Source organism: Nonomuraea thailandensis (assembly GCF_024172165.1).
Taxonomy (GTDB): Bacteria; Actinomycetota; Actinomycetes; order Streptosporangiales; family Streptosporangiaceae; genus Nonomuraea; species Nonomuraea thailandensis.
Genome location: NZ_JAMZEB010000002.1, coordinates 9571633 through 9597984 on the forward strand (window position 1 = coordinate 9571633; position 26352 = coordinate 9597984).

The 26352-nt window shown below is 70.3% G+C and carries 23 protein-coding genes and 1 pseudogene; 12 read left to right on the forward strand and 12 right to left on the reverse strand.

Annotated features, from left to right (window positions below; genetic code table 11):
* From HD597_RS48010 to HD597_RS48035, 6 genes and pseudogenes are all read right to left on the reverse strand, one after another.
* Positions 1-1503, reverse strand: a complete 1503-nt coding sequence (locus tag HD597_RS48010) for an NADH-quinone oxidoreductase subunit N (protein ID WP_253753597.1) — start codon at positions 1501-1503, stop codon at positions 1-3.
* A complete protein-coding gene (locus HD597_RS48015) occupies positions 1500-3113 on the reverse strand; it encodes a complex I subunit 4 family protein (RefSeq protein ID WP_253759781.1) in 1614 nt (537 codons plus the stop codon). Before HD597_RS48015 ends, HD597_RS48010 begins: the two co-directional genes overlap by 4 nt.
* Positions 3114-3135: 22 nt before the next feature.
* A complete protein-coding gene (locus HD597_RS48020; RefSeq protein WP_253753598.1) occupies positions 3136-5028 on the reverse strand; it encodes an NADH-quinone oxidoreductase subunit 5 family protein in 1893 nt (630 codons plus the stop codon).
* A 164-nt stretch (positions 5029-5192) separates the two neighbouring features.
* Positions 5193-5474 (reverse strand): annotated as a pseudogene (gene nuoK / locus HD597_RS67090) (NADH-quinone oxidoreductase subunit NuoK); the annotation flags it as partial.
* Positions 5474-6163 carry an NADH-quinone oxidoreductase subunit J family protein gene (locus tag HD597_RS48030; RefSeq protein WP_253753600.1) on the reverse strand — a complete coding sequence of 230 codons (690 nt, stop codon included), beginning with the start codon at positions 6161-6163 and terminating at the stop codon, positions 5474-5476. The gene HD597_RS48030 and the pseudogene nuoK, both read right to left, overlap by 1 nt.
* Entirely contained in the window at positions 6160-7143 is a 984-nt protein-coding gene (locus HD597_RS48035; protein WP_253753602.1) for a 4Fe-4S binding protein, read from the reverse strand. Before HD597_RS48035 ends, HD597_RS48030 begins: the two co-directional genes overlap by 4 nt.
* 20 nt (positions 7144-7163) lie before the next feature.
* On the opposite strand from HD597_RS48035, the gene HD597_RS48040 reads away from it, so the two are divergent.
* Complete coding sequence (locus tag HD597_RS48040; protein ID WP_253753604.1) at positions 7164-8465, forward strand: serine/threonine-protein kinase; 1302 nt, start codon at positions 7164-7166, stop codon at positions 8463-8465.
* Positions 8466-8567: 102 nt separating this feature from the next.
* Here HD597_RS48040 and HD597_RS48045 read toward each other — a convergent pair whose 3' ends face one another.
* The 6 genes from HD597_RS48045 to HD597_RS48070 all read right to left on the reverse strand — a co-directional run bounded on the left by HD597_RS48045 (position 8568) and on the right by HD597_RS48070 (position 14564).
* Positions 8568-9524, reverse strand: a complete 957-nt coding sequence (locus HD597_RS48045; RefSeq protein ID WP_253753606.1) for a hypothetical protein — start codon at positions 9522-9524, stop codon at positions 8568-8570.
* A gap of 657 nt (positions 9525-10181) precedes the next feature.
* Positions 10182-11123 (reverse strand): NADH-quinone oxidoreductase subunit NuoH, encoded by a 942-nt coding sequence (gene nuoH, locus HD597_RS48050; protein WP_253753607.1) that lies wholly within the window; start codon positions 11121-11123, stop codon positions 10182-10184.
* Complete coding sequence (locus tag HD597_RS65255) at positions 11116-11976, reverse strand: NADH-quinone oxidoreductase subunit C (RefSeq protein ID WP_308210848.1); 861 nt, start codon at positions 11974-11976, stop codon at positions 11116-11118. The genes nuoH and HD597_RS65255 overlap by 8 nt, the downstream gene beginning before the upstream one ends.
* A complete protein-coding gene (locus HD597_RS48060) occupies positions 11973-12479 on the reverse strand; it encodes an NADH-quinone oxidoreductase subunit B (RefSeq protein WP_253753609.1) in 507 nt (168 codons plus the stop codon). Before HD597_RS48060 ends, HD597_RS65255 begins: the two co-directional genes overlap by 4 nt.
* A gap of 286 nt (positions 12480-12765) precedes the next feature.
* Positions 12766-14157: a M48 family metallopeptidase gene (locus tag HD597_RS48065; protein ID WP_253753611.1), complete on the reverse strand. Its 1392-nt coding sequence runs from the start codon at positions 14155-14157 to the stop codon at positions 12766-12768.
* Positions 14158-14192: 35 nt separating this feature from the next.
* A complete protein-coding gene (locus HD597_RS48070; RefSeq protein WP_253753613.1) occupies positions 14193-14564 on the reverse strand; it encodes an NADH-quinone oxidoreductase subunit A in 372 nt (123 codons plus the stop codon).
* Positions 14565-14673: 109 nt separating this feature from the next.
* On the opposite strand from HD597_RS48070, the gene HD597_RS48075 reads away from it, so the two are divergent.
* From HD597_RS48075 to HD597_RS48120, 11 genes are all read left to right on the forward strand, one after another.
* Positions 14674-16149, forward strand: a complete 1476-nt coding sequence (locus HD597_RS48075; protein ID WP_253753615.1) for a polysaccharide deacetylase family protein — start codon at positions 14674-14676, stop codon at positions 16147-16149.
* Between the two features lie 33 nt (positions 16150-16182).
* Positions 16183-16272, forward strand: a complete 90-nt coding sequence (locus HD597_RS67095) for a putative leader peptide (protein WP_350669203.1) — start codon at positions 16183-16185, stop codon at positions 16270-16272.
* A gap of 126 nt (positions 16273-16398) precedes the next feature.
* A complete protein-coding gene (locus tag HD597_RS48080) occupies positions 16399-18243 on the forward strand; it encodes a 2-oxoacid:acceptor oxidoreductase subunit alpha (protein WP_253753617.1) in 1845 nt (614 codons plus the stop codon).
* Complete coding sequence (locus HD597_RS48085) at positions 18236-19282, forward strand: 2-oxoacid:ferredoxin oxidoreductase subunit beta (RefSeq protein ID WP_253753619.1); 1047 nt, start codon at positions 18236-18238, stop codon at positions 19280-19282. The genes HD597_RS48080 and HD597_RS48085 overlap by 8 nt, the downstream gene beginning before the upstream one ends.
* A gap of 20 nt (positions 19283-19302) precedes the next feature.
* Positions 19303-20235: a hypothetical protein gene (locus HD597_RS48090; RefSeq protein ID WP_253753621.1), complete on the forward strand. Its 933-nt coding sequence runs from the start codon at positions 19303-19305 to the stop codon at positions 20233-20235.
* Between the two features lie 11 nt (positions 20236-20246).
* A complete protein-coding gene (locus HD597_RS48095; RefSeq protein WP_253753623.1) occupies positions 20247-21128 on the forward strand; it encodes an NAD-dependent epimerase/dehydratase family protein in 882 nt (293 codons plus the stop codon).
* A gap of 55 nt (positions 21129-21183) precedes the next feature.
* Entirely contained in the window at positions 21184-21843 is a 660-nt protein-coding gene (locus HD597_RS48100; protein WP_253753626.1) for a polysaccharide deacetylase family protein, read from the forward strand.
* A complete protein-coding gene (locus HD597_RS48105; RefSeq protein ID WP_253753628.1) occupies positions 21843-22745 on the forward strand; it encodes a glycosyltransferase family 2 protein in 903 nt (300 codons plus the stop codon). The genes HD597_RS48100 and HD597_RS48105 overlap by 1 nt, the downstream gene beginning before the upstream one ends.
* The gene (locus HD597_RS48110; protein WP_253753630.1) at positions 22742-23737 is read left to right on the forward strand and encodes a GNAT family N-acetyltransferase; all 996 of its coding nucleotides are present in this window, start codon (positions 22742-22744) and stop codon (positions 23735-23737) included. The genes HD597_RS48105 and HD597_RS48110 overlap by 4 nt, the downstream gene beginning before the upstream one ends.
* Before the next feature lie 103 nt (positions 23738-23840).
* Complete coding sequence (locus HD597_RS48115; RefSeq protein WP_253753632.1) at positions 23841-25148, forward strand: nucleotide sugar dehydrogenase; 1308 nt, start codon at positions 23841-23843, stop codon at positions 25146-25148.
* Positions 25138-26331 carry a glycosyltransferase family 4 protein gene (locus HD597_RS48120; protein ID WP_253753634.1) on the forward strand — a complete coding sequence of 398 codons (1194 nt, stop codon included), beginning with the start codon at positions 25138-25140 and terminating at the stop codon, positions 26329-26331. Before HD597_RS48115 ends, HD597_RS48120 begins: the two co-directional genes overlap by 11 nt.
* The last annotated feature ends 21 nt before the right edge of the window (positions 26332-26352 follow it).

A 26352-nucleotide genomic window follows, 5' to 3' on the forward strand; every position in this document is an offset into this window, starting at 1 on the left:
TCAGCCCGAGGCCGACAGCGAGGTCATGTCCAGAACGAGCTGGGGCGCGATCGAGAACAGCACAGCCGCCGCCAGAGCGAGCCCCACAGCCAGCCAGGCCGTCACGGGCGGCCTGTACAGGGACGGCTCCGCCCGGCCCGCCGGGGTGAAGAGGCGGGCCGTCCAGACGGCGTAGTAGTACAGGCCGATCACCGTGTTGACGGCCATGACCACCGCCAGCCACCCCGACCCACCCGCCACGATCTCCCGGAACACGAAGACCTTGGCGAACAGCCCGGCCAGCCCAGGCGGCAGGCCCGCCAGGCAGACCAGACAGAACGCGAGCGTGATGCCCGCCGCCGGCCGCCGCAGCGCCAGGCCGCGATAGTCGTCGAGCTCGTTGCGGGCCGTGGTTCTGGACACGAGCATGACGACGGCGAACGCGCCGAGGTTCATGGCGGCGTAGATGACCAGGTAGGCCGTGGACGTGCCGACCGCCCCCGGTGTCGTGGCCGCCACCGCGAGCGGCGCCAGGATGTAGCCGGACTGCGCCACCGACGACCAGGCCAGCAGGCGTACGGCGGAGCGCTGCCGCATGGCCAGCAGGTTGCCCGCGGTCATGGTCAGCGCCGACACGATCGCCACGATGGGAGCCCAGGTGCCGGCCTGCCCGTACAGGGCGCTGACCAGGACGAGGATCAGCCCGGCGAACCCGGCCGCCTTCGAGATGACCGAGAGCAGCGCCGCCACAGGGATCGGCGCGCCCTGGTAGACGTCGGCCGCCCACGAGTGGAACGGCACAGCGGCGATCTTGAAGACGAAACCCGCCGCTACGAGGACCACGCCCACCGTGACGACCGCGGGCAGCTCCGCACCGGCCGCCCCCTGCGGGTCGAAGACCTCCCCCAGGCGGGACAGGTAGACCGAGCCCGCGATGCCGTACAGGAGGGACACACCGAACAGCATGATCGCCGTGGACACGACCGACACGACGAAGAGCTTCACGGCGGCCTCGGACGAGCGGCCGTCGTAGCGTTTCAGCGCGGTGAGGGCGAAGACCGGGAGCGAGACCAGCTCCAGTGCCACCACCAGCATGATCAGGTCGCGGGAGGCGGGCAGGGTCACCGCGCCGACGAGGGTGCACAGGAGCAGGAAGTACCACTCGCCCACGGGGATGGCGCCGCCCGCGAGCTCGGTCATCGACATCAGGACGACCACCACGGCGGCCGCCAGCACCATGCCCGCGAACACCAGCGTGAACCCGTCCACCACGAACGAGCACAACGCCTGCCCCGCGGCGAGACCGGGCGGGACGCAGAACGTCGACCGCGGTGCGCCGTTTCCGAACGCCTGGGCGACCACGAAGCCCAGGGAGAGCAGGATGCCCGCCAGCGTGACGAGGCCCAGCCCGATCCGCGTCCGCGGGCGTACGGGGAGGAACGCGTCGAGCAGCAGCACCAGCGCAGCCGCCAGGGCGAGCACCAGCGGAGGCGCGATCAGGAAGTAGTCGATCTGCTGGATCATGAGATGGCTCCCAGCAGGGTCTGCACGGGCGGCGTGGTCAGCGACAGCAGCAGGCCGGGCCACAGGCCGAACAGCAGGATCAGGACCACCAGAGGCGTCCAGGCCAGCAGCTCGTGGCGGTAGACGTCGGCGGGGACGAGGGTCGCCGTGGCCGGTGAGCCGAGGCGGGTGACGGGGCGTTCGTCGGGAGGCTCGTGGATCAGGTGGTCGTCCAGCGGCACGAGGTCGTCGGGCGGGTGGAAGTCGGGGGCGGGACGTGGCCGGCCGTGGGTGACGCGGGACAACATGACCAGGAAGTACGCGGCCGTGAGGACCGCGCCCAGCCCCCCGATCACCATGTACGTGAGGAAGAGCCCGCGCGGCAGCCCGTTCGCCGGCTGGAACGCCCCGAACAGCACCAGCATCTCTCCCCAGAACCCGGCCAGCCCCGGCAGCCCCAGCGATGCGATCGAGGCGAACGTGAGCACCGAGCCCAGCCGCGGCATCGTCGCCAGCAGGCCGCCGCCCAGCGCCGGCATCTCCGAGGTGTGGTAACGCTCCTTGATCGCTCCTGCCAGGAAGAACAGCAGGCCGGTGATCAGGCCGTGGGCGACGTTGGCGAACAGGGCGCCGTTGATGCCGACGGGGGTGAGGGTGGCGAAGCCGAGCAGGACGAAGCCCATGTGGCCCACCGAGGAGTAGGCGATCATGCGTTTCAGGTCGCGCTGGGCCAGGCAGGCCAGGGCGCCGTACACGATGCCGACCACGGCGAACGCACCCAGCCATGGCGCCACCGCCGCCGCGCCCTCCGGCAGGACGGGGATGGCGATCCTGGCGAATCCGTACGTGCCCATCTTCAGCAGCACGCCCGCCAGGAGCACGGAGCCGGTGGTGGGAGCCTCCGTGTGCGCGTCGGGCAGCCAGGTGTGCAGCGGCCACATGGGAGTCTTGACCGCCAGGCCGATGCCGATCGCCACGAAGGCCAGGATCTGGATGGATCTGGGCATGCCCGCGCCGTGTGCCGCGCTCAGCGCCTCGATGTCGAGCGTGCCGGTCTGGGCCCAGACCAGGAGCAGGCCGAGCAGCATGACGACCGAGCCGAGCAGCGTGTACAGAATGAACTTGATCGACGCCGCTCTGCGCCCCCGACCTCCCCAGATGCCGATCAGGAAGTACATCGGGATGAGCACGATCTCGAAGAAGACGAAGAAGAGCAGCAGGTCGAGGGCGAGGAACGTGCCGATCATGCCGACTTCGAGCACGAGCAGCGTGAACACGAGCGCCCTCGGCCTGGCGCTCATGAACCCCCTCGACCCGCCCCAGCACAGGTAGACGAAGCACAGGAACGTCAGCAACGCCGTCAGCACGATCAGCGGCAGCGAGATGCCGTCGACGCCCAGGTGCAGGCGCAGCCCGAGCCCCGGGATCCACGGCTGGTCGAGCTCGAACTGCATCCGGGAGGGGCCGCCGTGGTCGAACGTCGCCAGAAGCGCCAGGCTGAGGGCCAGCGTGACGCCCGAGAAGATCAGCCCGTACGTACGGAGCACGTCCCGGAAGGTCCGCGGCGCGAGGATCAGCAGGAGGGCGCCCAGCAGGGGCACGGCGAGGAGCGCGACCGGGATCCAGCCCATCATGCGACTCCCCTCGCTGGCATCACGTGAACACCACCGCCCCCACCGCGATCAGCAGGATCCCGGCCAGCAGGCCGCTCACGTAGAGCTGGACGTTGCCGTTCTGGGCCAGGCGCAGCACTCCGGACAGGCCGCGCGCCGACTTGCCGGTGCCGCGCACCGCGCCGTCCACGACCACGTCGTCCGTCCTGACGACGAGCCTGGCCAGGGCCAGCACGGGGCGGGTGAACAGGGCGGCGTACAGGCTGTCGACGTAGAAGGCGCGCTCGCACGGAGCCCGGAGCGGGCCCAGCAGGCGGGCCGGGTCGGAGACGGGGTCGAGACGCCAGAACGCGTACACCGCCCCCGCGCCCAGCGCCGCGAGCACGACGCTGATGGCCGCCACGCCGATGTCGAGGTGCGGCTCGCCGGCGAAGCCCAGCAGCAGGGCGGGGGCCGCGAGCAGGATGACGGGCACGAGCATCGTGCGCGGGGCTTCCCTGACGTCGACGACGTGGGCGGTGCCGGGCTCGGGCTCCGGGAGCGCCACGGCCCGCGCCTGGCCGAAGAAGGTGCGCAGCCAGGCTCTGGTGGCGTACGCGCCGGTGACGGCCACGGTCGCGAGCGCGCAGCCGTACAGGAGGAGGGCGGCCGCGTCCGTGAGGCCGCCGCTCGACAGCGCGTCGTCCATGGCCAGCAGGACGCCGTCCTTGCTGAAGAAACCGCTGGCCGGCGGGATGCCCATCAGCGCGGCGAACCCGATCGTCATCGTGACGAACGTGACCGGCAGCTCGCGGCGCAGCCCGCCCATCTGGGTCATCAGGTTGGAGCCGACGTGGTGGATCACCGCGCCCGCGCAGAGGAACAGCAGCGCCTTGAACGCGCCGTGGGTCACCAGGTGGAAGACGGCCGCGGTGTCGGAGCCCGCGGCCAGGCCGCCTGCCATGTAGGCGAGCTGGCTGACCGTGGAGTAGGCGAGGACGCGTTTGAGATCGTCCTGGGCGAGCGCGGCCAGGGCGGCGCCCAGCATGCCCAGCGCGGCGATGACGGCCAGCACGTCGAGGGTGGGCCGGGCGGCGAGGAACGCGGGGAACAGCCTGGCCACGATGAAGATGCCGGCGGCGACCATGGTGGCGGCGTGGATCAGGGCGCTGATCGGCGTCGGGCCCGCCATGGCGTCGGGGAGCCAGGTGTGCAGCGGCACCTGGGCGCTCTTGCCCGCCACGCCGGCCAGCAGCAACATCGTGGCCGTCACCAGGGTGGCGGTGGACATGTCGGGCACCTTCGCCAGCACGTCGGCGATGCGGAAGCTGCCGGCCGCCAGGCCGAGCACGAAGATGCCGAACAGGAAGCCGACGTCGCCGAGGCGGGTGACGAGGAACGCCTTCACCGCGGCGCGGGAATTGTCCCGGTCCTCCCACCAGTGACCGATGAGGAGGTAGGAGCACAGGCCCATGATCTCCCAGCCGACGTAGAGCACCAGGAGATCGCCCGCGTAGACGACCAGCAGCATCGCGCTGGTGAACAGGCTGATGAAGGCGCTGTAGGAGGGGTAGCGGGGGTCGTCTCCGAGGTAGCCGACGGAGTAGACCTGTACGGCGAGCGCCACGAGGGTCACCAGGACGCCGATGACGCTCGACAGGGCGTCGGCCTGGAGGGTGAGCGAGATCGGGATGCCGCCGGTGACGATCGTGCCGTAGGTGCGGCCCGTGGGCGGGATGGCGGCGCCGGCGAAGTAGGCCAGCCCCGGGGTCCAGGCCAGGGAGAGGGCCACGATCGCCGAGGCGGCTGTGGGGAGGATCGCGATCCAGGCGGCTCGGGTGTTCGCCGCCTGCTGACGGGGCCTGCTTCTGTTCAAGCCTCGGCGGGAGAGCAGGAGGCCCGCGAAGGCGGCGGCGAAGGGCAGGAGCACGGCCAGCAGCGGGAAGGTCGTCATCGCGTGCCGCCCCCTCGGTTGACCGGGGCGCTCTCGCCGTCGCGGTGGTCGTCGGGCTGGACGGCCTCCGCCCGGGTGGCGGGGTCGGGCTGGAGGCGTACGGGGGCCGGCCGGGCCGGTGCCCGCGCGGGATCGTCGGCCGGCTCCGCCAGGTCGCGGAGATGGTCGATGTCCACGGTGCGGCGGTTCCTGTACAACGCCAGCACGATCGCGAGGCCCAGGCCCACCTCGGCGGCGGCGATGACGATGACGAAGAGGGTGAGCACCTGGCCGCTGTGCAGGCGGTCGCCCAGCCACACGTCGAACGCCACCAGGTTGAGGTTGACGGCGTTGAGCATCAGCTCGACCGACATCAGCACGAGGATCGTGTTGCGCCGGGCGAGCACGCCGTAGACGCCGATGGAGAAAAGGAGCGCGGAGACGACCGCCGGGTAGACGATGTGCACTAATGACCCCCGCTCTGGTCGGGTGGTGTGGCGCTCTTCGGCTGGTCGGGTGGTGTGGCGCTCATCGGCTGGCCGGATGGTGAGGCGCCGTTGGGGCGGGCCGGCGGCGGGGCGTTCGCCGGCGGTGGAGGGCCGGTGTCGGGCTGGGACGGCGCACCGCCCGGGATGTCCGTACGGGACAGGACGATGGCGCCGATGAGGGCGGCCAGCAGCAACACGGACAGGGCCTCGAACGGCAGCACCCACGTGGCGAACACACTGGCGCCGATCTCCTTCGCGGCTCCCCGGCCGGGGGTGAGCGGGGCGTAGGCCGTACGGAAGCCGTCGATCACCACCGTGACGAGGATCGCCGCCGTCGCCACCGCCACCAGGGCCGAGACCAGTCTGTTGCCGCTGTCGAGGTCGGTGGAGCGGCCGATGGGGGCGCGCGTGAGCATGATGCCGAACAGCAGCAGCACGACCACCGCGCCCACATAGATGAGCACCTGCACCCAGGCCACGAACTCGGCGGTCAGCACGAGATAACCGCCCGCCAGGGCGCCGAAGCAGACCACGAGCCAGAGGGCGGCATGGACCAGTTGCCTGGTCGTGACGACGAGCAGCGCCGATCCAACCGCTACCGCCCCCAGCAGCAAGAAGACGATCTCTTGCGCGGTGGGTGACAGGTAGGAGGGCACCGCTTCGGTCACGACTCCTCCTCGGGCTCCTTCGGGTCGTCAGGGCCGAGCCGCCCTGGCGGTCGGATGGAACGTGGATCGGCCATCCTGCGCCGGCGCGGGCTCGGGGCAGAAGTCTGCTCCTCGTTTCCGGGCTCCGGTCGCGATTTCTCCGTGCCTGTGGACAACTCGTCCGCGGGCTGTCGGCCTGTGGATGACGCCTCGCCGGGCGCCTGCGCCGACCCCTCTTCCTGTGGACGGGGCTGCTCTCTGGACGGCAGGGCGCCTGGAGGGCGGATGCCTCGTACGTTCGTCATCGGCCGTCGGGGACGGCGTGACGCGGGCGTGTCCTGGCCGGGCTCCGGCGCGGCAGGGGCGGACTCGCCGGTCGTCGTGCCCGGGGCGGCCTCGGCGCTCGTGGCCGGTTCCTGGTCCTCGGTGACGGCCGGGCGTGTCGGGGTGGCGGTGCGGGGGCGCTGAGCTGCAGGGGTACGGGCCGGGCGGTCGGCGGCCGGGCGCCGCGGGGCCGCCGTCAGCTCCTTCGGGGGCTCGGCGCCGGCGTCGTGGGCCGGAGGCGGAGGGACGGCTTCGACCCAGGTGGCCAGCTTGTCCTTCTCGTGGAGGAGGTTACGGATGTCGCCTTCCGCGTACTCGAACTCCGGGGCCCAGAAGAGCGCGTCGAAGGGGCAGACCTCGATGCAGATGCCGCAGTACATGCACAGGGCGAAGTCGATCGCGAAGCGGTCGAGGACGTTGCGCTGGCGGGCTCGGCCGCCCTCGGGCGCCGGGATCGTCTCCTTGTGGGAGTCGATGTAGATGCACCAGTCGGGGCATTCGCGGGCACAGAGCATGCAGGAGGTGCAGTTTTCCTCGACCAGGGCGATGACGCCTCGGCTACGGGGCGGCAGATCGGGCTTGACCTCGGGATACTGCTGCGTTACCGATCTGCGCAGCATGTGGCGAAGGGTGATGGACAGCCCCTTCGCCAGCCCCACTCCCGGTATCCGCGCCATGGTTCAACATCATGACGCACTTGGGCGCGCACGTGAATGAGCCAGCGCGTTGTCCCCAGTTTTTCCACAGCTATCCACAGGCCGATGGGGGGTTATCCACAACCTGTGTGCATGCCCGATATGAACCACGGCATGGCGATAGTCTCTCGGCCATGCAGCAAAGCCATCCGATCCGCCCCAGTGGCCTGAGGTGGACGGCCGCCGTCGTGTGGGCGTGCCTGCCCTTGTTCACGTGCGGCTTTGCGACCCCGTTCACCATCGGGATCGCGGCTTTCTGGCTGCGTAACGTCTGGCACGGTGTCGCGGCGGCCGTCTACGGGGTGAGCATGGGGTCGTTCCTCATCGCCGTGATGGCGTACGACGACTTCGAGACCATGCCGGAGGCTCTGGCCCTGACCATAACGGCCGGGCTCTTCCTCAGCTGGCTCGGCGGGCTCATCCATTCGGGCGTCCTGGTGCCGTTCATGGCGCGCGCCCGGCTCACCGCTCCCTCCTACCAGCCGGTCGACCTGGGGCAGCGCACCACGGCGCCGAGCCGGCAGCGCCGGCCGGGCGATCCTGAGTGGATCGGCCACTACCGCGTGCTCCAGCAGCTCGGGCGTGGCGGGCAGGGGTCGGTCTACCTCGCCATGGCGCCCAACGGGGTGCGCGTCGCCGTGAAGGTGCTGCACGATCTGGTGGACGAGACGGCGCGGGCGAGATTCGCGCGGGAGGTGGAGGCGGCGCGGCGGGTGGCGACGTTTTCCACAGCTCGCGTGCTCGACGTGAACATCACGGGGCGGCACGCGTACATCGTCAGTGAGTACGTGGAGGGGCCGTCGCTGGAGCAGCTCGTCAAGAAGTACGGGCCGCGCGACGAGGACAGCCTGACGCGGCTGGCGCTGTCCACGGCGGGGGCGCTGGCGGCGATCCACAAGGCGGGGGTCGTCCATCGGGATTTCAAGCCGAGCAACGTGCTGATCGGGCACGACGGGCCGCGGGTGATCGACTTCGGGATCGCGCGGGCGCTGGATCAGGTGACGATGACGGCGGGGAAGATGGTGGGGACGCCGCCGTACATGTCGCCGGAGCAGCTCACGGGGACGGCGGTGGGGCCGGCCTCGGATGTGTTCAGCTGGGCTGTGACGATGATGTTCGCGGCCACGGGGCGGCCGGCGTTCGGGGAGGACACGGTGCCTGCGGTGTTTCACCGGGTGCTCACTTTTCATCCTGACTTGTCGCCGCTGCCGCCCGCGTTACGAGGGATCGTCAAGGCTTGCCTGAACAAGCAGCCCGAGGAACGCCCCTCGGCCTCGGATGTCATGCTGGCGATCGTTCGCTGAGGCTGGGCTGGGCTGAGGTGTGGTGCGGTGGGCTGGGCGGAGGTCCGTGGCTGCCGTGTCCGAGCGTGATGTGGTGGCGGGGGTCGGAGTTCGTGTACGGGGTCAGGGGGTGGCTTCTTCGGCGTTCTTCGTGAAGGCGAGGTACTCCTCGCGGGACACCCGGTGTACGGCCAGGACCAGGTCGTGGCGTTGCGCGAACCGTTCGACGTCCTGCGGGGACCAGGGGCCTGGCAGGTGGTGGAGGGTTTGGCCGAAGCGGTCGAGGACGAGGAGGCCGGTCAGGTCCTCGTACCGGTAGAGGAGGAGGCTGAAGGCCTGGCCGGAGTTCTCGCCCAGACGGAGCTTGGCCACGACGTTGCTGCCCTGCGTGATGTGCAGCTTGTTCGAGGAGCCTCTGGTCAGGTACGGGCCGCCGTACGGGCCGAGGATCGTGCCGCGTCCGACCCGCCAGTGGTGGGCTCTCGCCAGTGCGGGGCGGAGGAAGAGTAACGCTGGGCTGAAGACCACCAAGAGCCATTTGGCGTCGAGGAGGTCGAGAAGCACCCGGCCTATGGTGGACAGGCCTCGCCAGGCGGCCCACATTCCCAGGGAGGCGAGATAGGCCATCAGGGCTGCGCCTGCGATCGCCAGGCAAATGCCTAGTGGTTTGCGCCATTTCGCGGTGGAAAGGAGTGGCAGGCCGCGTATGCGGCGCCAACCTGGGGCGCGGGACGCCAGAGCAGCGCGGATCTTGTTGGAGTCATGGTTACGGGCGTCCTCCAGCGGGATTCCGGCCTTGCGAGTGAATTCCTGGAGGTCGGTTTCGTGCCAGTCGCCTGGTAAGTCGACGAGGACCAGGCCGTCAGGGTCGAGGGCTGCCAGGCCTTGGATGGTGGGCGGTTTCTGGCCGTCGGCTGGCTGGTAGTCGTATCTGTAGTGGTAGAGGCGTGCGGGTGTCAGGCTGATCGAATCGCCTGAGACATTGTCGGTGACCGTCAGCGTTCGGTGGTCGGCGGTCAGGATTGTCTGCGGGCAATGGCTGTCTTTTGTGGTGCCGGCACATGGTCGGAGTTGGTTCATTCGTCATCCCCTAAGGGCCCCCTTGTTCCGGTACGACGAATAAGGCGGGCATAAGGTTTCCTCGGGATGTCAGGCCCGGGGGGATGACGGCGAGCACGGCTACGCAGGGCGACGGCGGGTCGAGGCATGGGGCAACGCGGGCGAGGCGGGCGACGCCGGCGACGAGCGCGGGCGAGGCGGCCGGTGACTTGGCGCTACACGGGGCGATGCATGGTGTCGCCGGAGACACGCGCCGCCGGGTAGACGGGGTTCGGCGTCACGCCTGCCGCCACGCGCACGGGCGCGGGGGACGGGGCAACGCGGGACGACGCGAGGCGACGCGACCCGAGGCGGGCGACGCGACGCGACGCGACGCGAGGCGAGGTGGGGCGGGGCGGGGCGAGGCGACGGGCAACGCAGGGGGGACGCGGGGTTGGATTGGCGGGAAGTCTGGCGACGCAGGGCAACGCGGGACGACAGGCAGCGGCGGTAAGCGACGGCGTAGCAACGCGAGGGACAGGCAACACCGGGCAGTCGGACGACGGCGGGGGACGGACTGAGGGCAGGAGATGAACGACGGCGGCCGACAGACTGGGGGCGGACGGGTGAAGGAGCGTGGGCGGTGAAGTGGGGGTGTTGTTGAGGGATGGGGTGAGGTGGCTGGGGTGTTCGTCGTGCTCAGGTGAGGACGACGACGATGCCGGTCAGGGCCAGTTGGGCGAGGGAGAGGGGGACCAGGACGGCCCAGGCCAGCTTCTGGAGTTGGTCCTCGCGCAGCCGCGGGTACGTGACGCGGAGCCAGATCACGATGAAGGCCAGGAAGAAGACCTTCAGGAGCGTCCAGAGCCAGCCGGGGAGGAACGGGCCCTGCCAGCCGCCCAGGAACAGGACGGTGGTCAGGAACGACAGGACGACGATTCCGGCGTACTCGGACAGCATGAAGAGGGCGAACCGCATGCCGGTGTACTCGGTCATCGGGCCCATGATGATCTCCGACTCGGCGATCGGCATGTCGAACGGGGGGCGGCGGAGCTCGGCGAGACCGGCCAGGAAGAAGACGATGGCGCCGATCGCCTGCCAGGGCAGCCACCACCACTGCCACGCTTCGACGATCCCCGGAAGCGACAGGGTGCCCGCTGCCATCGCCACCGACGAGGCTGACAGGACCAGGGGCAGTTCGTACGACATGAGCTGGGCCGCGGAGCGCATGCCGCCGAGGACGGAGTACTTGTTGGCCGAGGCCCAGCCCGCCATGATCGAGCCCAGGACGCCGATGCCCATGACGGCGAGGACGAAGAAGAGGCCGAGGTCGAGGTCCACGGCGACGCGGTCGCGGTCGATGGGGATGGCGATCAGGACGACCAGGTACGGGACCAGGGCCACGCCTGGGGCGATCATGAAGATGCGGCGGTCGGCCGCGGCCGGGATGACGTCCTCCTTCTGCGCGAACTTCACCCCGTCGGCGATGAGCTGCGCCCAGCCGTGGAAGCCGCCCGCGTACATGGGGCCGAGCCTCGACTGCATGTGGGCCATGACCTTGTGCTCGGTCTGCCCGATGATCAAGGGCAGGACCAGGAACACGGCGAGGATGACGACGAAGCTCAGCACCACTTCAAGCATCAGGTGGCCCCCAGTCGGCTGGTACTCCTGGCGGAAGGGTCTTGCGGCGGCTCGGGGCGCCGTGGCCTGACTCGCCCGGCTCCTTGGCGCCCGGCCAGGGCTTGGCCACCCGGGCGGCCAGGATGAAATCCTTGCGGAGCGGATGGCCCTCGAAGCCGTCCGGGAGGAGGAGCGGGACGAGGTTGGGGTGGCCGTCGAAGATGACGCCGAACATCTCGTACGTCTCGCGCTCGTGCCAGTTCGCGCCGCGGTAGATGTCCACGGCGGTGGGGAGGTGCGGGCTCTCCTTGGGTACGTGGGTGCGCAGGAGCAGGCGGCGGCCGGCGGTCGGGTTGTAGACGTGGACCACGACGGCGAACGTGTCCGGCGGGTCGTCCACGCCGGTCAGCCAGTCGAAGAAGGTGAAGTCGAGGGTGTCGCGGACGTAGGTGAGCAGGTCGAGCCAGTCGGTGGGGGCGACGTCGATGGTCGTGTCGCCGAAGGACTCGGAGATCTGGGCACGGTCGCCGAAGTGCTCGGTGATGTGGGTGGCGATATGTGCCTGTGCCGGGATGTGCGCCTGTGTCGGGGCCCGCGTCGGCGACGGGGTGTGCGGGGTGGTGGCCGGTTCGCCGCCGGCGGGCGGGACATCGGCTGGCGCGACATCGGATGAGGGGTCGCTGGCGGACGGGGTGTCCGCTGCGGGGTCGCTGGCGGACGGGGTGGTGGGGGTGTCCGCTGCGGGGTCGCTGGCGGACGGGGTGGTGGGGGTGTCCGCTGCGGGGTCGCTGGCGGACGAGGTGGTGGGGGTGTCCGTGTCGCGGTTGGTGGCCGGGGGTGTGTTGTCGTCGTCGCCGGGGTCGTTGGTGGTCACCGCTGCGACTCCTGGTCCGGGTCGAGGGTCGGGTCTTGGGAGTGCTCCGCGTGGGAGCGGGACCAGACGTAGCGGTCGCTGAGCTTCTCGGCGGCGATCTTCTCCTGGAGCTTGGTGATGCCGTACAGGAGGGCTTCCGGTCTGGGCGGGCAGCCGGGGACGTAGACGTCGACGGGGATGATCTGGTCGACGCCGTTGGTGACGCAGTACGAGTCCCAGTACGGGCCGCCGGTGTTGGAGCAGGCGCCGAACGAGATCACGTACTTGGGGTCGGGCATCTGCTCGTACAGGCGCTTCACGGCCGGGGCCATCTTGTCGGTGACCGTTCCCGAGACGATCATGAGGTCGGCCTGTCTCGGGCCGTTCGCGAACGGGATCACGCCGAAGCGGATGAAGTCGTGACGGCTCGTCGAGGCGGCGATGAACTCGATGGCGCAGCAGGCCAGCCCGAAGTTGAACACCCACAAGGAGTAGCGGCGGCCCCAGTTGAGGACGAAACGCATGGGTTTGGGCGCCAACCGTGAGATCGGGCCCACGGTGGGCATCGGGAGATCCGTTGCTGCCATATGGCCATTCTTGCGCGGATCACAGGTCAGGCAAAGGAAAGAAGAAATCAAGGAATCGAGGGATCACGGGTGATCGGGATTCCTGCTCGGATGATCAAGCAAAGGGTAGAACTGGGGCGGGCGAGGAAAGGCGGAAGCTTGGGCGCGTGAGGAAGGGCAGGGGGCTCAGGCTGCCGCGGAGGACAGGAGGGTGGGCGTGCGGGGGCTCGGGCGGGCTCGGCGATCAGCGGTAGAGGGCTGACTGGGCGTTCTCTCTGATGGTCTGGGCCACCTGGAGTGCGACCGTCTCGAGTTCCTTGTCGATCGGTGAGTCGTCGCCGGCCTGCACCCGGCCCTCCGGGTACGGCAACGCGGCCACCCACTCCATCCGCAGGTACGTGGGCGGGTGGGTGCTATCGACCCGGAGTTCCTCCAGGCGGGCGGCGCGGCGGCGGCGCTCCAGCTCCGAGGCGGGGACGGCGGCGACGGAGGTGCGCAGGGCCGTCCACAGGTTCTCGGGCTTGGCGGTGTGCGCGCTGCTCTCCAGGAAGCCGAAGGCGGAGAGCGCTCGGGTGTTCAAGGCGTCCAGGAGCGAGATCATCGCGGATGTGCCCGCGACGCGGGCGCCCAGCTCGTCGGCGCGGTACTCGGCGCGCTGGGACGTGCGGTGGAGCAGGAGCTCCATCGCCGCCATGAGGCCGCGGACGGGGAGGCCGAGCACGGCGAGCAGGGATTCGGCGATGAGGCGGGCCAGGCCGTCGCCTTCCTTCCAGTCGAAGCGGGTCACGTCGACCAGTACGGCGAGAGAGTGGAACGCGCTGCCCACGACGAAGCCGTGGCGGCTGTCGCCGTTGCTCGAATGGGCCATTTCGTGGGCGAGCAGGCCGACGCGTTCCCGCGGGGTGAGGATCAGCCACATCGGGTAGCCGATCTCGATCACCGGGCGGCGGCGCCAGCCGTAGGTGCGGGATGAGGCGTTCACCTCGCCGCTGATGGCCACCACGTCGGTACGCGGGGCGCCTACCTCGGCGCCGATGCGGTCGAGCAGGGCGAACAGGTGCGGGGCCGTCTCTCTGGTGAGGGGGCGGGTGTCCGGCGGAAAGGGGGCGGCGCGGGGACGCAGGAGCCAGGCCAGGTCGAGTGCCACGAGGGCCGGGAGGACGGCGAAGAGGGCGCCGCGGGTCAGGAGGTAGATGCCGAGGATGAGAAAGGCCGGGGTGAGGAGGTGGGTCAGGAGGGCGAGGGCGTAGACGACGGCGCGGGCGATGCCGCGGGGAGCGGTAGGGGCGGTAGGGGCGGTAGGGGCGGTGTTGCGGATGGCCGCGGTGGAGCCGGGGTCGGCGGCGAGATGGAGGTGGGGGCGGTGGGCGAGGTCGGGTCGAGGGTCGCGGGCGGAGGGGGCGGGAAAGGGAGCAGCGGAGGTGGAGGGCGCGGTGGAGGTGGAGGGCGTGGGGTGGGAGCGGAGTACGTCTTCGTGCAGTCCGCGAACCAGCCGGGCCTGTAAGCGGGCGAACCGGACCTTCTGGAGCTCACGGGAGGACGTGGAACGGACGACGTTCCAGTCGCAGGACGAGCACCACTCGGGATGGGGCGGCTCGGAAGTGAGCGGCTGGTCGCACTCGGGGCAGGCGGACATGGCACAGCAAGATAGCCAGCCCTCCGGCCGGCCCACTACGTCCAGCTGAGGACCCGTTTGCGCCAGGCGTACAGGATGCCCAGCGCGATGAACCCCAGGAACACGAACATCTCCACCAGCGTCGTCATCCCGTAGCCCGGCGCGTCGAAGACGGTGGCCCAGGGGAACAGGAAGACGGCGTCCACGGCGAAGACGACGTACAGGTAGGTGAAGACGTAGTAACGCACCTGAGACTGCGCCCAGCCGTCCCCCACGGGATCGACCCCGCACTCGTACGTGGTCAGCTTCTCGGGGGTGGGCCGGGTGGGGCGGAGGAGGCGGTTGGCGAAGAGGGCGCCGGCCACGATGGCGACGCCGATGGCCAGGAGCGCGGCGACGAGTACGTAGGACTCGTAGTAGCCGTCCATGAAGCGATGGTAACCCGCGTCCCTCGGAGTACCCAGTGTGGTCAAAGTGTCCGGAGCTTTCACACAAAATCGGGGTAAATCGTAAGATCGGCCCCATACTCTGACAGGCATGCACAAATCGCGATTCTTCTCCGGAATCGCTCTGCTGGCCCTCTCGGCCTCAGGGTGCGCTCTGGCCGCCGCCTCCCCAGAGCCGGACGTCGTCGTCCCCGCAGAGCCGACGGCGATCGACTTCGTCGACCCAGCGACCGTCATCGGCCTGTCCACCAGGACAGTGACCGAGGGAGACTCCCCGGGCAGCGGATACGTGCACATCGACTACCCCGAGTTCGCCGGCGCCACCGCGCTCAACCGCGAGCTGCGCGCCCAGGCCGAGCGGCAGCTGGGCGACTTCAGGGCCAGGAACCGCGGCGTCGAGCCCGTCAGCCCGCGCCCCGAGCTGAACGTGGACTGGCAACTGGCCGCCGCCTCCCCCGAGGCCGTCGCGGTGCGGCTGCGCACCGGCGAGTTCCAGGGCGAGCGCTGGGCCAACTCCACGCGCACGTTCTGGTTCGACCCCCGCACCCGGCAGGCGACCGGGTCCACCGGGCTGCTGGACGAGCACGCCGCGCTGGTCCGGCTGGCGGAGCTGGTCGGGGAGCGGCTCAAGGAGCGCGGGAACCAGGTCGAGCGCGACGCCGTGACCGCCGGGGGCGACGACTTCGACTCGATGGCGTTCAACCGCCACGGGGACCTCGTGGTCGAGTTCGACGACTGCCAGGTGGGGCCGTGCTCGCTGGGCCGGGTGGCCGTGGCGGTGCCGGCCGGGCAGGTGACGCCGTTGTTGTCGAAGCTGGGGCGGCAGGCGCAGGAGAGCGCGCGGCAGGCTCGGGGCGGCAGCGTCGACAGCCCGGACTTCGCCCCCGCGAACAGCCCCGACGCCGTCAGCAACCGGGCGGGGAGCGTGGACTGCGCCAGGGTCAAGTGCGTGGCGCTGACGTTCGACGACGGGCCCGGGCCGTACACGGGACGGCTGCTCGACCTGCTGAAGCAGGAGCGGGCGCGGGCCACGTTCTTCACCGTGGGCAGCAACGCGATGGCGCAGCCGGCGCTGCTGCGGCGGATGAGCGTGGAGGGCCATCTCGTCGGGAACCACACCTGGGCCCATCGGGACCTGTCGAAACAGGGCAGCAGCAAAATCACTGAGACCATCGCCAAGACCGGGGACGCGGTGTCGGCGATCATCGGGCAGACGCCGAAGCTGGTGCGGCCGCCGTACGGGGCGGTGAGCCAGCAGGTGTGCAACGTCGCCCGCGAGATGGGGTTGTCCCTGGTCACCTGGAGCGTCGACGCGAAGGATCAGGACGGCGACAAGGCGAAAGACATCACCGACCGGACCGTGCGCGAAGCCCATCCAGGTGCGATCATTCTCATGCACGACATTCATCGGGAAACCGTTGACGCGGTTCCGGACATCCTCAAACAGTTGCGCGGGAAGGGTTACACCTTCGTGACCGTTCCTGAGTTGTACGGCTCTGCGGGGATGCAGGCCGGACGCCTGTACAGGTCAGGGAACGAGCTGCCGGGTAAGCAGCCCCTGACGTAGCGCACGTGTTGGGGGGACGTATAGTTGGCGCTCGTGACCCGAACCGTCCTGTTCGCCCGCCTGCATGTAGACCTCTGCAGGCTCGCGTCCGGGCTGTGTCGTCGTTCTCGCACCTCACCCTGACTGAACTCCGACCGCGTTTACCCGCTTTGCGCGGCATGCAAACGCGTGACCTTCCGAGGATCTAGCATGGAAACAGAGAACGCGCCCGAAGCAACCGCGCATTGGCGCGTCGAGGAGGACTGAGCTGTGACGAAGCAGGTCCAGCAACTCGACCGCGTGATCATCAGATTCGCTGGGGACTCCGGCGACGGCATGCAGCTGACCGGTGACCGTTTCACCGCCGGCACTGCGGAGTTCGGCAACGACCTGTCGACTCTGCCCAACTTCCCAGCGGAGATCCGCGCGCCCGCAGGCACCCTGCCCGGCGTGTCGAGTTTCCAGTTGCACTTCGCCGACCACGACATCCTCACGCCCGGCGACGCGCCGAACGTGCTCGTGGCCATGAACCCCGCCGCGCTCAAGGCCAACCTGGGAGACCTGCCCAGGGGCGCGGACATCATCGCGAACATCGACGAGTTCACCAAGCGCAACCTCCAGAAGGTCGGCTACGCCGCCAACCCGCTGGAGGACGACTCGCTCAGCGAGTGGCGCCTGCACGCCGTGCCGCTGACCTCGCTCACCGTCAAGGCACTCGAGGGCTTCGACCTTTCCAAGAAGGACGCCGAGCGTTCGAAGAACATGTTCGCCCTCGGCCTGCTGTCGTGGCTCTACCACCGGCCGACCGAGCAGACGATCAAGTTCCTGGAGCAGAAGTTCGCCAAGAAGCCCGATCTCGCCAAGGCGAACATCGCGGCCTTCCAGGCAGGCTGGAACTACGGCGAGACGACCGAGTCGTTCTCGGTCTCGTACGAGGTCAAGCCCGCGCAGCTGGCACCGGGCGTCTACCGCAACATCTCCGGTAACCAGGCGCTGGCCTACGGTTTGATCGCCGCGAGCGTGCAGTCGAAGCTGCCGCTGTTCCTGGGGTCGTACCCGATCACCCCGGCCAGCGACATCCTGCACGAGTTGTCCAAGCACAAGCGGTTCGGGATTCGCACGTTCCAGGCCGAGGACGAGATCGCCGGCGTCGGGGCGGCGCTCGGGGCCGCGTTCGGCGGCGCGCTGGGCGTGACGACGACGAGCGGTCCGGGTGTGGCGCTGAAGGGTGAGACGGTCGGTCTGGCGGTCATGACCGAGCTGCCGTTGATCGTCGTGGACGTGCAGCGGGCGGGGCCGAGCACGGGCATGCCGACCAAGACCGAGCAGACGGACCTGCTGATGGCCATGTTCGGGCGCAACGGCGAGTCGCCGGTGCCGATCGTGGCGCCGATGTCGCCGAGCGACTGCTTCGACGCGGCGGTCGAGGCAGCCAGGATCGCGGTCAAGTACCGCACTCCGGTCATCCTGCTCTCGGACGGCTACCTGGCCAACGGCTCGGAGCCCTGGCGCCTGCCCGAAATTTCCGACTTGCCCGACATTTCGCAGGAATTCACGCTTGAGCCGAACGGCGCCGACGGCGAATACCTGCCCTACAAGCGTGACACCGAGACGCTCGCCCGCCCGTGGGCCATCCCCGGCACGCCCGGGCTCGAGCACCGCATCGGCGGCATCGAGAAGGCCGACGGCACCGGCAACATCTCCTACGACCCGAACAACCACGACCTGATGGTCCGCACGCGGGCCGCCAAGATCGCCGGGATCGACGTCCCCGACCTCGCGGTGGACGACCCCGACGGCGACGCGACGGTGCTCGTGCTCGGGTGGGGCTCGACGTACGGGCCGATCGCCGCCGCCGTGCGGCGCATCAGGCGCGCGGGCGGCAAGGTCGCCCAGGCCCACCTGCGCCACCTCAACCCGCTGCCCGCCAACACCGGCGAGGTCCTCAAGCGCTACGACAAGGTGCTGCTGCCCGAGATCAACCTCGGCCAGCTCGCCCTGCTGCTGCGGGCCAGGTACCTCGTGGACGTGATCAGCTACAACCGTGTGCGCGGGCTCCCGTTCAAGGCCGAGGAGCTGGCCGGAGTCATCCAGGACGTGATCGAGAGTGACTGAGCTGGTGAACGGGAAGGGCCTGTCGCTCGTCCCGAAGACCGACGTGAAGCAGGGCCTGAAGGACTTCAAGTCCGACCAGGAGGTGCGCTGGTGCCCGGGTTGCGGTGACTACGCGATCCTGGCCGCGGTGCAGAGCTTCCTGCCGGAGCTGGGGCTCAAGCGCGAGAACATCGTGTTCGTCTCGGGCATCGGCTGCTCCTCGCGGTTCCCGTACTACCTGAACACCTACGGTTTCCACTCCATCCACGGCCGGGCGCCGGCGATCGCCACCGGGCTGGCGGCGAGCAGGCCCGACCTGAGCGTGTGGGTGATCACGGGTGACGGCGACGCGCTGTCGATCGGCGGCAACCACCTGATCCACGCGCTGCGCCGCAACGTCAACCTGAACATCCTGCTGTTCAACAACAGGATCTACGGTCTGACGAAGGGCCAGTACTCCCCCACCTCCGAGGTCGGCAAGATCACCAAGTCGACGCCGATGGGCTCGCTGGACAAGCCGTTCAACCCGATCTCGCTGGCCATCGGCGCCGAGGCGTCGTTCGTGGCCAGGACCATCGACTCCGACCGCAAGCACCTGCAGTCGGTGCTGCGCGAGGCCACCGCGCACCGCGGCACGTCGCTGGTCGAGATCTACCAGAACTGCAACATCTTCAACGACAACGCCTTCGAGCAGCTCAAGGACCCCGAGGTCCGCGACGACATCACGCTGCGCCTGGAGCACGGCCAGCCGATCGTGAGCTCCTCCAAGGCCGTCGTGCGCGGCCCGAACGGCGGCGTCGAGGTCGTGGCCCGCGACAGCGTGAGCGAGGACCAGATCCTCGTGCACGACGCGCACAACCCCGACCCGTCGGTGGCGTTCGCGCTCAGCAGGCTCGACGAGCCGGCCTTCGAGCACGTGCCGATCGGCATCTTCCGCAGCGTGGACCGGCCCTCGTACGAGTCGCTGATGTCCGAGCAGCTCGAGGAGTCCGTGGCGCAGAAGGGCCCCGGTGACCTGAGCGAGCTGCTGCTGGGTGGCGACACCTGGCGCATCGGCTGATTTTTCGCGACTATGCCGGGGTGGCGAAGACGTGGTGGTATGTCATAGCCGCGGTCGCCGCCCTGGCACTGGTCGTGGCCGCCGCGCAGGAGCTGGGGACCCCGAGCCGGCAGGCGGCCGAGTCGCCCATCAGGCCCTCCGTCCCGGCCGGCACGCCGGCCCCGCAGGTCCCCGCGGGCTTTCCCGGCGCTGACACGACCGGTGTGCCGCCCGGCACCCCGCTCACCGAGGTCACCGGTGACCGGACCTTCGCCAAGGACGGCGAGGTCGTCGAGGGGAAGGTCTTCTACGGGTTCGTCGTGGTGACCGCCAGTAACGTGACGTTCAGGAAGTGCGTCTTCCGCGGCGGCCCCACCCAGGACGTACGCCCGCTGCTCGACACCGAGCACGCCCGCGGCACCGTGGTGGAGGACTCCGAGTTCCACCCCACCCACCCCTCCGCCTCGATCGACGGCATCTGGGCCGCCCACACCGAGATCTACCGCTCGGAGTTCCGCGGCACCGTGGACGGGATCAAGGCCCACACCGGCACCCTCGTCCAGGACTCCTGGATCCACGACCTGGGCTGGTTCGCCAGCGACCCCGACCAGGGCGGGGAGCCCACGCACAACGACGGCGTGCAGGCCTTCGCCGACCAGACCGGCGTCACGCTGCGGCACAACACGATCGACCTGTCCACCACGAAGGACCCGAACGCGGCCGTGCAGTCCTCGGCCGACGAGCTGCGCGTGGAGGGCAACTATCTCGACGGCGGCGGCTGCGTCGTCAACATCGACCACACGCCGCTGGGCCGCCCGCTGACCGGCCAGCGCGTGACGGGCAACCGGTTCGGGCGCAACTCGGCGCACGACTGCCCGATCCTGCTGAGCACCCGGTCGGAGCTCAGGGCCGCGGAGGGAAACGTCTGGCACGACACGGGCGATCCCATACCGGCACCCGAACAACACGACTGAAGGCAGGCCGCATGTGGCAGGGGACGCGGGCCCTGGTGACGGGCGCGACCGGTTTCATCGGAGCTCATCTCGTCCGGCGCCTCGAAGATCTGGGCGCGGAGGTGCACGCGGTCAGCCGCGGGAGCACGGACCGGGAGCGGTGGCACCGGGTGGACCTGAGCGACGCCGCGGCCACCGCCGAGCTGGTCGGGCGGGTCCGCCCCGAGGTGGTCTTCCACCTGGCCAGCGAGGTCACGGGGGTCCGCGAGCCGGCGGTCGTGGCCCCGACCCTGGCCTCCGGTCTGGGCGCCGCGGTGAACCTGCTGACGGCGGTCACCGGCACCGGGGTGCGCAGCGTGGTGCTGGCGGGCTCGGTGGAGGAGCCGCGCGACGGCGCGGCCCCCGGCTCGCCGTACGCGGCGGCCAAGGCGGCGGCGACCGGCTACGCCCGCATGTACCACGCGCTGTGGCAGGTGCCGGTGTCGGTGCTGCGCGTGGCCATGGTCTACGGGCCCGGGGAGCCGAACCCGCGCAGGCTGGTGCCGTACGTGACGACGTCCCTGCTGCGCGGCGAGTCGCCCGAGCTGACCTCCGGCACCAGGCTCGTCACCTGGGTGTACGTCGAGGACGTCGTGGACGCGTTCGTCAGGGCGGGGGCGAGCGGCGAGGCGGCCGGTCACGTCCTGGACATCGGCACCCCCGAGCCCGTCTCCATCCGTCACACCGCCGACCTGATCGCCGGCCTCGTCGGCGGCCCGGCCCGCCCGGTGTACGGGGCGGTGGCGGCCAGGCCGCTGGACCGCACGCAACGCTCGGACGTCGAGCCGGCCGCCCGGGTCCTGGGCTGGCGGCCGGTCACCTCCTTGACGGCAGGGCTCACAAAAACTGTCGAATGGCATTCAAAGCAGATGTAACGGTCCATCCCGGAAGGCGATATCACTCCTGGCGGCACTCTGATCAGGGGGCGGGATGCGTGCGGTGACGAATCTGACCGTGCACGGCATCGGAGAGACGACCCGGGAGCTGGATCGGGGCGAGGACACGACGTGGGTGTCGGTCGAGCAGTTCGAGCGGGTGGTGGACGCGGTGGCCGGCCGGCCGGACGTACGCATCACCTTCGACGACGGCAACGCCTCCGACGTGGAGATCGCACTCCCCCGGCTGCTGGAGCGCGGGCTCAAGGCGGAGTTCTTCGTGCTGGCCGGGCTGCTCGGCGAGCCGGGCAGGCTGGACGCCGACGGCGTGCGCGAGCTGGTCGGCAAGGGCATGCGGGTCGGCTCGCACGGCTGGGCGCACCGCGACTGGCGGACGATCAGCGCGGTCCAGGCCACCGAGGAGCTGGAGCGGGCGCACGAGGTGCTCGGCGAGCTGACCGGCGAGCCGGTGTCGCGGGTGGCGATCCCGTTCGGCTCGTACGACAGGCGCGTGCTGCGCCGGTTACGCCGTGCCGGCGTGACCAGGGCGTACACCAGCGACGGCGGCAGGGCCCGGCCCGGCTCCTGGCTGCAGGCGCGCAACAGCCTCAGGCACGACCTGGACGCCTCCTGGATCGGCGGGGTGCTGGGCGGGCCCTCGCTCGGCCGCCGGGCGGGCAAGCTGGGCATGCGGCTGTACAAGCGGGTGCGTTGATGCGCAGGGCCGCGGTCGTCATCGTCACCTACAACAGCGCCGACGTGCTGCCGGGCTGCCTCGACTCGCTGCCCGCGGGCGCGGCGGGCGTGGAGCTGGCCGAGGTCGTGGTGGCCGACAACGCCTCCAAGGACGACTCCGCCGCCATCGCGGAGAAGGCAGGAGTCACCCTGGTGCGGGTGGGCAGGAACGCCGGGTACGCGGCGGCGATCAACGCCGGGATCGCCGCGCTCGACCTGGACCGCCTCGACGGCGTCTACGTGCTCAACCCGGACTGCCGCCTGCGCCCGGGCGCGATCGCGCCGCTGCTGGACGCCCTGCGGGAGCCGGGCAGGGGCATCGCGGTGCCGTACATGGTCAATCCCGACGGCACGTTGCAGCCGTCGCTGCGCCGGATGCCGACCGTGGGCCGGGCGCTGGCCGAGGCCGTGGTCGGCGGCGGGCGGGCCGGGCGGATCGGCAAGCTGGGCGAGCTGGTGACCCATCCGCGCGACTACGCCGAGCCGGGCGCGTTCGCCTGGGCGACGGGGGCGGCCATGCTGCTCTCGCCCCAGGTCATCCGCGAGGTGGGGCCGTGGGACGAGTCGTTCCTGCTCTACAGCGAGGAGACGGACTACTGCCTGCGGGCCGCCGACCTGGGCTACGCCACCTGGTACGAGCCCGCGTCGGTGATCGAGCACATCGGCGGCGACTCGGGGGTGAACCCGATGCTGGCCTCCATGCTCGTGGTGAACAAGGTCCGGCTGTACCGGCGGCGGCATGGGCCGGTGCCGGGGACGGCGTACTACCTGGCCGTGCTGGCGGGTGAGGCCGTGCGGGCGCTGGCGGGCCGGCGTACGTCCAGGGCCAGCGTGGCGGCGCTGCTGCGGCCCTCGCGGCGGGTCACGGTGCTCCCCCAATGAACGTCAGGAGCTTCGACGCGCTCACCGTGGGCGAGCTGGACACCTGGGAGGAGCTGCGGGCCGGCAACCCGGCGCTCGACAGCCCGTACTTCCATCCCGGCTTCTCCGCGGCCGTGCACGCCGCCGGGCGTACCGTGCACGTGGCCGTGGGCGACGGCGTGTTCGTGCCGCACCACAGGGACGGGCGGCTGCTGCGGCCGGTCGGCTGGCCCGGCGCCGACTTCCAGGGGCCGATCCTGGCCGCGGGCGCCCCGTTCCGGCCGCTGGACCTGCTGGGGAACGGCGCGGGCGGCTACGCGTTCGACCATCTGATCGAGCAGGCGCCCGGGTTCGAGCGGTGGGTGGTCACGCGCAGGCCGTCGCCGTACCTGGACGTCAGCGGCGGGCTGGACGGCTATCTGGGGCGCGCCTCCAAGAGCGGCAAGGACAACATGGGGCAGGCCAGGCGGCGGCTGGCCAGGGCCGCGCGGGAGCTCGGCGAGGTGCGGTTCGAGGCCGACTCCTGCGACGCGGAGGCGCTGGCGCGGGTGATCGAGCTCAAGCGCGCCCAGTACGCCGCGACCGGCGCGCAGGACTACTTCGCCGAGCCGGAGCGCGTGCGGCTGCTGGAGAGCCTGCTGAAGACCCGCGACCCGGGCTTCGGCGGCGTGCTGTCCACCGTGCACGCGGGGCCGCGGCTGCTGGCGGCGCACTTCGGGCTGCGGTCCGGCGGGGTGCTGCACTGGTGGTTCCCGGTCTACGACCCGGAGCTGGCCAAGCTCTCTCCCGGCTGGATCCTGCTGCGCGAGCTGGTCGCCGCCGCCCCGGCGCTCGGGGTCTCCAGGATCGACCTGGGCCGGGGCGAGGACGAGTACAAGCGGCGGGCCAAGACGGGCGAGAGCGTGGTGTGCCAGGGGATCGTGACCCGCAACCCGCTGCGCCGGGCCGCGGTGACGGCCCTCGCCCGGGCCAGGGAGATGGCAAGGAACGGACGTTTACCGAGAAGTCGGTAACGTTCCAATACGCATGCCCGACATATCCCTTGGAGGCGGGGGGAATCACGCGCTGCCCTCCAAAGACGGTCCACGTTAGACGGTCCAACACGGAGGGCGGCTCATGCGGATCAGTGTCTTCGGGCTCGGTTACGTGGGGTGCGTCTCGGCGGCCTGCCTGGCCTCCATGGGGCATCAGGTGACCGGCGTGGACGTGAATCCGGACAAGGTCGATCTGATCAACAACGGGCAGGCGACGATCGTCGAGGAGCGCATCGGCGAGCTGATCGCGAGAACGACCGCCGACGGCCTGTTGCGGGCCACCACCGACGCGGCCGAGGCGGTCGCGGGCAGCGAGGTGTCGCTGGTCTGCGTGGGCACCCCGTCGGCGCCGAACGGCAGCCTGTCCACGACGTACCTGGAGCGGGTGGCCGAGCAGATCGGCCGGGCGCTGCGGCCCGGGCACGTGGTGGTCTTCCGCAGCACGATGTTGCCCGGCACCTGCGCCGAGCTGCTGGTGCCGATCCTGGAGCTGTCGTCGGGCATGCGGGCGGGGGTGGACTTCGGGGTGGCGGTCAACCCCGAGTTCCTGCGCGAGGGCACGAGTGTGCGCGACTTCTTCGCGCCGCCCAAGACGGTGATCGGCGAGTCGGACGAGACCTCGGGGAGCGTGGTGGCCGGCCTGTACGAGGGCCTGCCCGGCGAGGTCTTCCGGGTGCCCATCCCGGTAGCCGAAATGACGAAATATGCGGACAACGCCTTTCATGCCATGAAGATCGGCTTCGCCAACGAGATCGGCGCCATCTGCCAGGCCATGGGGCTCGACTCGCACCGCGTCATGGACGTCTTCCTGGCCGACCGCAAGCTCAACATCAGCCCGGCCTACCTGCGGCCCGGCTTCGCCTTCGGCGGCTCCTGCCTGCCCAAGGACCTGCGCGGCCTGGTCTACGCGGCCAGGAAGGCCGACGTGTCCGTCCCGCTGCTGTCGCACGTGCTGCCCGCCAACGACGCCCACCTGCAGCGCGCCTTCGACCTGGTCACCGCGCCGGGCAGGCGCCGGATCGGCGTCTTCGGCCTGTCGTTCAAGCCCGGCACCGACGACCTGCGCGAGAGCCCGCTGGTCGAGCTGGCGGAACGGCTCCTCGGCAAGGGCTACGACCTGCGCATCTACGACGCCAACGTGTCCCTGTCGCGCCTCGTCGGCGCCAACAGGGCCTACATCGCCGAGCGCCTGCCCCACCTGGGCGACCTGCTCGCCGACTCGGTGGAGGAGGTGCTGGAGCACGCCGAGGTGTGCGTGGTCGGGTGCAAGGACGCGCCGGTGCTGGAGGCGCTGGCCCGCGCGGGCGACCGCGTGATCGTCGACCTCGTACGCCTTCCCGACGCGGAAACCCACCGGGGCAGAAGGGACTACACAGGCATTGGCTGGTAGAGCTGGCAGAGCGCTCATCCTCGTCGAGAACCTCTCCGTACCGCTCGACCGGCGGGTCTGGCAGGAGAGCACCGCCCTGCGCCAGGCCGGTTGGGAGGTGCACGTCATCTGCCCGAAGGGCGCCAGGCAGGACACCGAGGCGGAGGTCGTCATCGACGGCGTCCACATCCACCGCTACCCGCTGCGCGCCGCCACCGGCGGCCCGATCGGGTTCGTCCAGGAGTACGGCTCGGCGCTGTGGCACACCTTCCGCATCGCCAGGAGGCTGGGACGCTTCGACGTCGTGCACGGCTGCAACCCGCCCGACCTGTTCTTCCTGGTCGCGCTGGCCATGCGGCGGCGCGGCACGCGGTACGTCTTCGACCAGCACGACCTGGTGCCCGAGCTGTACCTGTCGCGGTTCGGGCGGGGCAGGGACCTGCTGTACCGGGGGGTGCTGATGGCGGAGCGGCTGACGTACCGGGCGGCGCGCGTCGTCATCGCGACCAACGAGAGCTACCGTCAGATCGCGCTGACCAGGGGCGGCAAGCGGCCGCAGGACGTGTTCGTGGTGCGCAGCGCGCCCGTGGTCGAGCGGTTCCACCAGGTGCCGCCCGACGCGTCGGTGCGGCGCGGGAAGCCGTACCTGCTGTGCTACCTCGGCGTGATGGGCCCGCAGGACGGCGTGGACTACGCGCTGCGCAGCCTGGCCAAGTTGCGGGACGAGCACGGCAGGACGGACTGGCACGCCGTGTTCGTCGGCGGCGGCGACACCTTCGACGCGATGGTGGCGCTCTCGCGGGAGCTGGGCCTGGGCGACTGCGTCGAGTTCACCGGCCGGATCCCGGACGAGGACCTGATGCGTTACCTCTCCACGGCCGACGTGTGCCTGTCGCCCGACCCGCTCAACCCGCTCAACGACGTCTCGACCATGAACAAGGTCATGGAGTACATGGCCATGTCCAGACCCATCGTCTCCTTCGAGTTACGCGAGGCCCGCGTGTCCGCGGGCGAGGCGGCGCTGTACGCGCCCGCGAACGACGAGTCGGAGTTCGCCAAGCTGATCGCCCGGCTCCTGGACGACCCGGACGAGCGGCGGCGGATGGGCGAGATCGGCCGCGAGCGCGTGGCCGGGCCGCTGTCCTGGGAACACTCCAGGACGGCGCTCCTGGCGGCCTACGAAGCCGCGATGAGGCCCCGATGAAGGCGGAGACGTCAGCGGAGA

Excerpts from the sequence above, each read along its gene's own strand:
- HD597_RS48105 (WP_253753628.1), top strand. The coding sequence starts at position 21,843 with ATGCGCAGGGCCGCGGTCGTCATCGTCACCTACAACAGCGCCGACGTG.
- HD597_RS48015 (WP_253759781.1), bottom strand. The coding sequence starts at position 3,113 with ATGGGCTGGATCCCGGTCGCGCTCCTCGCCGTGCCCCTGCTGGGCGCC.
- HD597_RS48100 (WP_253753626.1), top strand. The coding sequence starts at position 21,184 with ATGCGTGCGGTGACGAATCTGACCGTGCACGGCATCGGAGAGACGACC.
- HD597_RS48045 (WP_253753606.1), bottom strand. The coding sequence starts at position 9,524 with ATGAACCAACTCCGACCATGTGCCGGCACCACAAAAGACAGCCATTGC.
- HD597_RS48115 (WP_253753632.1), top strand. The coding sequence starts at position 23,841 with ATGCGGATCAGTGTCTTCGGGCTCGGTTACGTGGGGTGCGTCTCGGCG.
- HD597_RS48060 (WP_253753609.1), bottom strand. The coding sequence starts at position 12,479 with ATGCGTTTCGTCCTCAACTGGGGCCGCCGCTACTCCTTGTGGGTGTTC.
- HD597_RS48065 (WP_253753611.1), bottom strand. The coding sequence starts at position 14,157 with ATGTCCGCCTGCCCCGAGTGCGACCAGCCGCTCACTTCCGAGCCGCCC.
- HD597_RS48035 (WP_253753602.1), bottom strand. The coding sequence starts at position 7,143 with ATGGCGCGGATACCGGGAGTGGGGCTGGCGAAGGGGCTGTCCATCACC.
- HD597_RS48020 (WP_253753598.1), bottom strand. The coding sequence starts at position 5,028 with ATGACGACCTTCCCGCTGCTGGCCGTGCTCCTGCCCTTCGCCGCCGCC.
- HD597_RS48110 (WP_253753630.1), top strand. The coding sequence starts at position 22,742 with ATGAACGTCAGGAGCTTCGACGCGCTCACCGTGGGCGAGCTGGACACC.
- HD597_RS48075 (WP_253753615.1), top strand. The coding sequence starts at position 14,674 with ATGCACAAATCGCGATTCTTCTCCGGAATCGCTCTGCTGGCCCTCTCG.
- HD597_RS48095 (WP_253753623.1), top strand. The coding sequence starts at position 20,247 with ATGTGGCAGGGGACGCGGGCCCTGGTGACGGGCGCGACCGGTTTCATC.
- HD597_RS48010 (WP_253753597.1), bottom strand. The coding sequence starts at position 1,503 with ATGATCCAGCAGATCGACTACTTCCTGATCGCGCCTCCGCTGGTGCTC.
- nuoH (WP_253753607.1), bottom strand. The coding sequence starts at position 11,123 with ATGCTTGAAGTGGTGCTGAGCTTCGTCGTCATCCTCGCCGTGTTCCTG.
- HD597_RS48070 (WP_253753613.1), bottom strand. The coding sequence starts at position 14,564 with ATGGACGGCTACTACGAGTCCTACGTACTCGTCGCCGCGCTCCTGGCC.